Source organism: Pseudomonas syringae pv. coryli str. NCPPB 4273 (genome assembly GCF_000972175.1).
Lineage (GTDB): Bacteria > Pseudomonadota > Gammaproteobacteria > Pseudomonadales > Pseudomonadaceae > Aquipseudomonas > Aquipseudomonas syringae.
In genome coordinates this window covers 20028-28216 of sequence record NZ_AWQP01000027.1, presented here as the reverse complement: position 1 = coordinate 28216, position 8189 = coordinate 20028, and the positions used below count along the sequence as shown (strand labels likewise).

Genomic DNA, 8189 nt, shown 5'->3' with positions numbered 1-8189 from the left:
GGGCTAGCCGCACCGCGCCATGGATAGCGCGTTGCGGCGACCCCCGGATCAGTGACAGGGCGAAGGAACCCGACGAAGTCGGGCCGGAAACGGAGCTGCGGGTTTTGCCTACTTTGGCCCCATCAAAGTAGGTCGCCGAGGGGCGAAAAGGTGACCTGAGCCGAGCCTCAATCTATCTGACATCACAGAACCGCTGTGTGACGCGGAGCGTCACGAACTGCATTCCCACGCGGAGCATGGGAACGATAGTCAACCGTCCGACTTTTTGGGGTCAGTTCACTCCAGCGTGGGCATGCCTTTCTGGACGCTCTGCGTCCGCTCTAGAGTGCGCGGCGCGAGTGTCGCTTAAAAATCTCCGCGCAGGGTCAGCACGTAGTTGCGCGGGTCGCCGTAGTAGTTGCCGCGGTCGATGTCGCCGGTGGCCTTGTAGTATTTGCGATCCAGCAGGTTGTTGCCGTTGAGGGCCACCGACCAGTGTTCGTCGATTTTCCACGCGACCCGGGCATCCCAGACGGCCCGGCCAGCGTTATCGATGGGTTGGGTCGACTCGTGTTCCGAGTAGCCGCTCTGCGCCGACACTCCGCCGCCGACGCTCAACCGACGCCAGGCGCCGGGCGGGGTGTAGCTGGTGGTCAGGCGCAGCATATGCCGGGGTGTTTCTGCTGAAATCGATTGCCCGTCACTGCCGCGGGTGATGTTGAACGTGTACCCGGCCAAAGTCTGCAACCCCGGTAACGGCTCGCCGCTGACTTCCATGTCGATGCCCTTGCTGCGCCGGATATCACCGTTCAGGTAGCAGGTCCCATAGGCATCATTGCTCAGGCACTGACCCGCATTGGCATCATCTTCGACGGCCACGTCCTTCTGCTTCACATAGAACAGCGCCAGTGACACGTTCAGACGTTTGTCGAACAGCTCGCCCTTGATTCCGGTTTCATGGCTGGCGCCGATGGCCGGATCAAGCAGCGTGCCTGAGGCGGTTCGATAGGCGCTTTGCGGCAGAAAAATATCCGTGTAACTGGCGTACCACGACCAGTCCCGGCTGAGGTCGTAGATAACCCCCGCAAACGGCGTGACCTGATTGTCCTCCTGCGCGCGACGGGTTACGCCTGCGGACGTGGTCTGATCGTCATAGCTGCTGACCCGGCCACCCATCACCAGGCTCAACGATTCTGTCAGGCTCAGGCGCAGGTTGCTGTAGACGCCATAGCGCTTGTCGCTGTAGTCCGTGCTGCTCCAGGCCGGGCGCGTAGGCTCGGCAATCGCATCGTGGTCGGGGCTGAAGATAGCCAGCGGCTGATTGGCGTTGACTGTGGCATAGCGCGACTCGCGTTTCTGCTCGGACCCATTACCGCCGACGGTCAACTGGTGAGTCAGGCCAAAGGCGTCGAACCGGCCGTCCAGGTGCGCGTCGATGCCATTGCTATGGATATCGTCCGAGCGGAACAGGGTTCTGACCAGTCGGGAACCGCTCTGCGTCGCTGGATCAATAGCGCCCTGTGCGTAGGCCACCTTCTGATCGAAAGCGCCATCGGAGTGGGTTGCCGACAGTGTGCCGCTCCAGTTCTCGTCAAAGCGGGTTTCCAGCTCGCTGAACACTTCGTCGGTGCGGGTCTGGTGGCGGTTCCAATCCTGGGCCAACGACGTGGAGCGCGGCAGGTCGATGGCCTTGCCGTTACTGTAGCGGGGCAGACCGAAGATCGAAAAGCTTTTGGTGTCCGCGTTCTGATGGCGCACGCCCAGGGTCAGGGTGGTGTCTTCGCTCAGGTCGGTTTCCAGGATGCCGTAGAGCAACGGTGCGGTTTTCTGCAGACCATCGGTGAAATAGCCGCGGTCTTCATAGGACGTTACAAAACGCCCGCGGACGCTGCCTGACTCGTTGAGTTTGCTGCTGCCATCCAGATCGACCCGGTAGTTGTCCCAACTGCCTGCGCGGGTGGTAATCGACAACTGCGGCAGGGCGGTCGGGCGCTTGCGCACCAGATTGACCGCGCCACCGGGGTTGCCTGCGCCGATCAGCAGACCGGCCGCGCCGCGCAGCACTTCGACGCGGTCGTAGATTTCCATGTCCGGGGTCATCCAGCCGGTCACGCTGTAACCTTGGCCAGCCACGCCATCGATGATGTAACTCTCGTCCTCCAGCGCGAAGCCTCGAGAGCTGAAGACATGAGAGCCGAAGTTACGTTGAGAAAAGGTGATGCCGGGCGTTTGGGCCATCACTTCGTCGAGGCCGGTGAGGTTTTTGTCGTCCATCACCTGGCGGGTCATGACGGTGACCGACTGCGGCGTTTCGCGCAGCGACTGAGCGGTCTTGTTGATGCTCACGCCAGTGGCCGCATACGCGCCGCTGCCTTCGGTGGTGATGCCGAACGAGTCGCCCTTGATCGCCACCGGCCCGAGATTCATGGTGTGTGCGGAGGCAGCCGCGCCAAGGGTCAGGGTGTTGTCTTCAAGACTGTGCGCTACGTTGGCTTTTTTCAGCAGGTCGGCCACTGCCTGTTCGGGCGTCAGCCTGCCATGCACCGGGCTGCTGAGCTTGCCGTTCAGGTCGTCTGGGTTATAGAGGATTTGCAGGTCGCACTGGCGGCCCAACTCCTTCAGGGCACTGCTCAGCGTCTGGGCCGGGATATCGAACTCGAATTCTTCCGCCAGCGCCTGTCCCTGGACACTCAACGCCAGCAACAACCCCACACCGCCCAGACGCAGGCCGAGCGTTTTCACGCGGCCTGTGCGCAGACGGCTGGAGGATGTTTGCATGGGAGGGATGGCTCGTTGAGATCAATGGCGAAGGATAATGCATTTCCGGCAGCCCGGTCGCGTGCAGAGCGCTGTATCACGAACCGAAGCCGCTCCGCGCGGGGCATAGGCACGATGGTGCCGCGCCGCGCGATCAACGCTTCGCTTGCTCGCGAAGGCCTGTCCAGTCCGTGAAATCAGGGCGTTTGAACCATTGCCTTCGCGAGCAAGCTCCCACAGGGATTTCCATAACGCTGAGCTTAGATCAGAAATCCCCCCGCAAGGTCAGGACGTAGCTGCGCGGTTCGCCGTAGACGTTGGAGCGGTCGGTGGCGATCGAGGTGGTGTAGTACTTGCGGTCGAACAGGTTTTCGGCGTTGAGTGACACTTTCCAGTTTTCGTCCAGTTTCCATGACGCCCTGGCATCCCAGATGGCCCGACCGGCCACGCCCAGTTCTTTGTTGGACGGCACTTCGTAACCCGAATCCGCCGACACTCCAGCACCCAGGGTCAGGCGGTTCCAGGCACCCGGCAGGTTGTAGCTGGTGTTGAGGCGCAGCATGTGTTTCGGCGTTTCGTAAGCCACATCCGAGTCGCCGTTGTTGCGCAGCATGTTGTAGGTGTAACCGCCGAACACTTGCAGCCCTGGCAGCACTTCACCGCTGGCCTCGACATCGACGCCCTTGCTGCGGCTGATGCCGTCCTGCAGGTAGCAGGAGCCGTCGGAGCTGGTAGGGCACAGTTCAGTGGTGTTCACATCAACGGCAGCCACATCTTTCTGCTTGATATAGAACAGCGCCATCGACAGGTTCATGCGCTTGTCGAACAGCTCGCCCTTGAAGCCGGTTTCGTAGTTGGAACCGATGGCCGGATCCAGTGGTGAGCCGCCAGCGGTGACGTAGTTGGCCTGTGGCGTGAAGATGTCGGCATAGCTGGCGTACCACGACCAGCTGTCGTTGATGTCATAGATCAGGCCGGCGAACGGGGTGAATTCCTGAGTCTGCTTGGATTCGTAACTATTTGCCGCACCGGTTTTGACGTCGTACTTGTAGTCATACCAGCTGAGGCGCGTGCCCAGCACTACGCTCAACGGTTCGCTCAGGTGAATACGCGTGTTGGCGTACAGGCCCGCACGTTCTTCGGTGGTGTCGATGTCATTTTGCCAAGCGGGACGGGCCGGTTTGGCAAACGCATTCTCGTTGACGTCGAAAACGTTGACTGCGGTGCGTCTGGTCACGGTCGCCTGATGCGTGTTGGCGTTCTGCTTCGACCAGTCGGCACCCAGGGTCACTTGATGTTCAAGGCCGAACGCGTTGAAATTGCCTTCCAGCTGGCTGTTCAGACCGACGCTGTCGACCTCGTCCTTGCGGAACAGCGTGCCCTGGAAGTTGGAACCCGCCAGCGTCACGGGATCCACTGCGCCCCGTGCGAAGGCAATGTTCTGATCGAAGCCACCTTGGGAATAGGTCAACGACGTCCGGCTGGTCCAGTCCTCATTGAAGCGATGCGCGACTTCGGTGAACACCTCGGTCATGTCGCTTTCATGGCGGTTCCACTTCTGCGCCAGGTTGGTCGAGCGCGACAGGCCCAGCGACTGGCCGTTGCTGTAGCGCGGCAGGCCATAGATCGAGTAGCCGTTGATAACCTGTTCCTGACGACGCAGGCTCATGGTCAGGGTGGTGTCATCGCTCAGGTCGGCTTCGACGATGCCGTACAGCAGCGGCGTGCGGCTGTCGCGACCGTCCAGGTAGGAACCGCTGTCATCGTAGGCCGCGACCATGCGCCCGCGCAGGGTGCCGGAATCGTTGAGCTTGCCGCTGCCATCCAGGTCGACCCGGTACTGGTCCCATGAGCCGGCGCGGGTGGTGATCGAAAATTTGTTCTCGGCTGTCGGGCGTTTGCGCACCAGATTGACCGCACCGCCGGGCTGACCGGCACCGACCAGCAGCCCTGACGCGCCGCGCAGCACTTCCACGCGGTCGTAGATCGCCATGTCCGGCTGCATCCAGCCGGTGATCTGATAGCCCTGACCGCCAATGCCGTCGACCAGGAAGCTTTCCGCCAGCAGCGAGAAGCCGCGTGAGGTGTACACGTGGCCGCCGAAGTTGCGGTACTGGAAGGTGATACCCGGAGTGTCTTCCAGCACGTCGCTGAGGCTGGTGAGGTTGTTGTCATCCATGACTTGCCGAGTCACCACGCTCACCGATTGCGGTGTTTCGCGCAGCGATTGCGGTGCACCCTTGCCGATACTCACTGCGCCGGTGGTGTAGGAACCGGTGCCGTCGGTGCTGGTGCCCAGGTAATGCGAGTCGATTGCGGTCGGGGCCAGATTGACCGTGCCCGTCGTGTTCGAATCGTCTGCGACGGTTTCCTGCGCCTGGCTGGCCACCGGCATGCACAGCGCAAGACCCATGGCCGCCATGGATGGCCGGGAGCGGAACATCTGACTGAGCATCAACGCTTTGCTGAGCGGGGTGAGTCGTGACGGGTTGTGCATGAATTGGCTCTTTCCAGTGAGTATCGGCAAGGAGATTGGGGGCGTCGTTCAGGTCTGCGCAGTCGGGTCCAGCCGTCGACCGGGCAGGCGTGAGCTACTTTTTTATGGGGCGCTGCGCGAGAGATGGCTGGGCGCGCAATTCGCTGTTAATGAGAACGAAAGCGAATAACGTTTATTTAATGTTTTTTTCACAATTCACAAAAAAACATGGCGTTTGGCTAGCAATTGAGCGTGGCGCGGAGTGCACAGGCAAAAAAAAGCCCCGCTCACGGACGTACCGGGCGGGGCGTTCAAGGCGTGGGTGAATCACGCCGGAATAGTTTTGTCGCGGGTTTCGCTGTGAACCTGTTCGACCTGAATCTGCCCGGCCTGCATCCGCACCAACTGGTCGGCGACGTAGAAATAGCGGTCGTCATGGGAGATCACGATGATGGTCTTGCCCTGTTGCTTCAGTTCCGGCAGCAGCTCGGTGTAGAACACGCGACGGAACGCCGGGTCCTGATCGGCGGCCCACTCGTCGAACACCAGCACCTGACGCTCGTCCAGCCACGCATTGATCAGCGCCAGGCGCTTGCGTTGACCGGTCGACAGATCGGTGGTGGTGAAGGCACCGTTCTCGATCCTGACCTTGTGCGCGATGTCCAGGCGCTCCAGGTATTTCCCCGCGTCCTGCGGCAGCGCGGCCTGGCCCTGCAACGGCTCGTCGAACAGGTAGTAGTCGGCGAAGATCGTGGTGAACAGCTGGCGGTAGTCATCCAGGTTTTCCGCGCTGACGGCCTGGCCATTGAGGCGGATCTCGCCCTGTTGCGGCGTGTACAGGCCCAGCAGCAGCTTGATCAGCGTGGTCTTGCCACACCCGTTCTCACCAACGATGAACACGATGTCGCCCTGTTTGATGCTCAGGTCGACCGGGCCGAGGTGAAAGGCGTCGCTGCCCTCGACCGGCGGGTAGTCATAGCGCAGGTTGTGCAGCTCCAGCGTGTGCATGCTGGCCAGCGACGTCGGGCGGTCACTGACCAGCAGGTGCGGTTCGGGGCTGGAGAATTTCCATGACAGCTCGGCAATGCGGCGCATGGCGATCTGCGCACGGCTGATGCCGGGCATGGCAGTAATCAGGCGCTCCAGCGGGCCTTTCATGTACAGCATCACCAGCACGAAGCCGCCCAGTACGGTCTTTTCGGTCGTCGGCCAGAGCGCTTGAAAGGCAATGGCCATGCCGATCACCGCAAAGAACAGCATCGAGCCGAAGGTTTCCGCGCTGACGAAGATGTTGGCAGCGCGAATGTTCGAGCGGCAGATGTGCTCAGTGGCCCCGTGAATCTTTTCGTCGAGCATGTGCTGACGACGTTTGCGCTGAATGCGCAACTCCTTGGCGCCTGCGGACAGCGCCTGATAGTGTTTCTGCAATTCGTCTTCGCTGTTGCGCGCGGCCAGAATGCTGCGCATGCCGAACGCATGCGCCAGGTATTGCGCGCCGGTGCCGAGCACTACGGTGAGTACCGTCAGTGCCAGAATCTGCCAGGACAGCACGGCCAGATAGGCCAGGCAGCCTAGGGTGACGGTAAACGAAATCACCATCGGCGCGACCGACAGGGCAAAGGTGCTGATGGTGTTGACGTCGTTGAGCAGCACCGGGATCAGGCGGTGCGCGCGATAGCGTTCCAGCTGCTCGATGGGCGCGACCAGCACCTTGGCCGCCAGCTCGCGGCGCAGGTTGGCGACGACTCGCTGGCCGACGTAATTGGTCGACAGGTTGGACAGGGTCGAGCACGCCAGGGTCAGCACACACAACCCGGCGAACAGCAGCGCGGTCTGCGTGTCCGGCCCGCCGGGCATGTTCATCGCGTTGTTGATGGTGGCCAGCAGGCCGGTGACGCTCAGGCCGCTGACAATCCCCAGCAAGGTCGATAGCGCCACCAGCCACCAGAATGGCTTGAGGATTCTCAGGGTTTCCCGGGCGAGGCTTTCAGTTGTGCGGGTCATGGTGTGTCTCGTCAGTGTCCGTGAGTGCGGCGTGGGCTTGTTCAGGCCGGGGCGCGCATGAAGTCCGTCAGAGGTCGCGGGCGACCCGGAAACCCAGCCAGTCACCCCGTACATCCGGCTGGCGGCTGTTGCGGTTGCCGGAGCGCGAGAAAATCGGCGCTTCGGTCCAGTCATTGCCGCGAATCATCTTCCAGGTGCAATCACCGGCCAGCCATGCGCTGCCATCGGTGGGCGCGCCGTTGTAGTTGCTGGTCTCGCAATCGGCAGTCCATTCGTAGACGTTGCCGTGGGCGTCGTAAATGCCGAAATCGTTGGGGCTGTAGCTGCCAGCGGGTGCCGTGTAGCTGAAGCCGTCTTCCGGGCCGTAGGTGTTGGCGTGTTTGGCAATGCTGTAAGGCTTGCCTTCGTCCATCGGAAACGGGAAGGAGCCCTTGCTGCCGCCGCGTGCCGCGTATTCGCGCTGGGCTTCGCTGACCATGTGGTAGGACTTGCCGGTCTTTTTCGACAGCCATTCGACATACGCCTTGGCTTCGTTCCAGTCCATGCACACCGCAGGCTGACGCGGGCTCAGCGGGTAGCGCGGCGTGCCGGCTTTGCACTCGCGACCCGGCCGGGTATCGCCGTCCGGCATTTTGTAGCCGGAGCTCTTGATGTAGGCATTCCACTCGCCGCTCAGCACCTGAAAACGGCTGATGGCGAAGGGTTTGGCGAAGGTCACGTCATGCAGAGGACCTTCGTCCGGCTGACGACCCAGTTCCTCTTCGGGCGCACCCATGGTGAAGGTGCCCGCAGGCAGCACGACCATTTCCGGGCAGTCCTTGCAGTCCTTGAACACCTTACCGGGCGCGGGTACCGGCGTGGCGGCCAGGGCGCTGTCGCAGAGCAGAAGGCCGAGCAGGGCGGACAGGGGCAGCAGTGTTTTTTTCATGACGGGTCTCGATGGAAAACGGAAAACAGGTGATCGGTGCATTTG

General features: G+C 61.6%; 4 protein-coding genes. All 4 read right to left on the bottom strand.

Annotated elements, in window-relative coordinates; genetic code table 11:
* Positions 1-345: 345 nt before the first annotated feature.
* The 4 genes from P406_RS13670 to pvdO all read right to left on the bottom strand — a co-directional run bounded on the left by P406_RS13670 (position 346) and on the right by pvdO (position 8144).
* Entirely contained in the window at positions 346-2757 is a 2412-nt protein-coding gene (locus P406_RS13670; protein ID WP_046236475.1) for a TonB-dependent siderophore receptor, read from the bottom strand.
* Between the two features lie 244 nt (positions 2758-3001).
* The gene (locus tag P406_RS13665; RefSeq protein ID WP_046236474.1) at positions 3002-5233 is read right to left on the bottom strand and encodes a TonB-dependent siderophore receptor; all 2232 of its coding nucleotides are present in this window, start codon (positions 5231-5233) and stop codon (positions 3002-3004) included.
* Positions 5234-5539: 306 nt separating this feature from the next.
* Positions 5540-7216, bottom strand: coding sequence for a cyclic peptide export ABC transporter (locus P406_RS13660; protein ID WP_046236473.1), 1677 nt, complete (start codon positions 7214-7216; stop codon positions 5540-5542).
* 67 nt (positions 7217-7283) lie between these two features.
* Positions 7284-8144, bottom strand: a complete 861-nt coding sequence (gene pvdO / locus P406_RS13655; protein ID WP_024664125.1) for a dihydropyoverdine dehydrogenase — start codon at positions 8142-8144, stop codon at positions 7284-7286.
* Positions 8145-8189 lie beyond the last annotated feature (45 nt).

Coding starts and splice junctions, on each gene's coding strand:
- P406_RS13670 (WP_046236475.1), bottom strand. CDS start 2,757: ATGCAAACATCCTCCAGCCGTCTGCGCACAGGCCGCGTGAAAACGCTC.
- P406_RS13665 (WP_046236474.1), bottom strand. CDS start 5,233: ATGCACAACCCGTCACGACTCACCCCGCTCAGCAAAGCGTTGATGCTC.
- P406_RS13660 (WP_046236473.1), bottom strand. CDS start 7,216: ATGACCCGCACAACTGAAAGCCTCGCCCGGGAAACCCTGAGAATCCTC.
- pvdO (WP_024664125.1), bottom strand. CDS start 8,144: ATGAAAAAAACACTGCTGCCCCTGTCCGCCCTGCTCGGCCTTCTGCTC.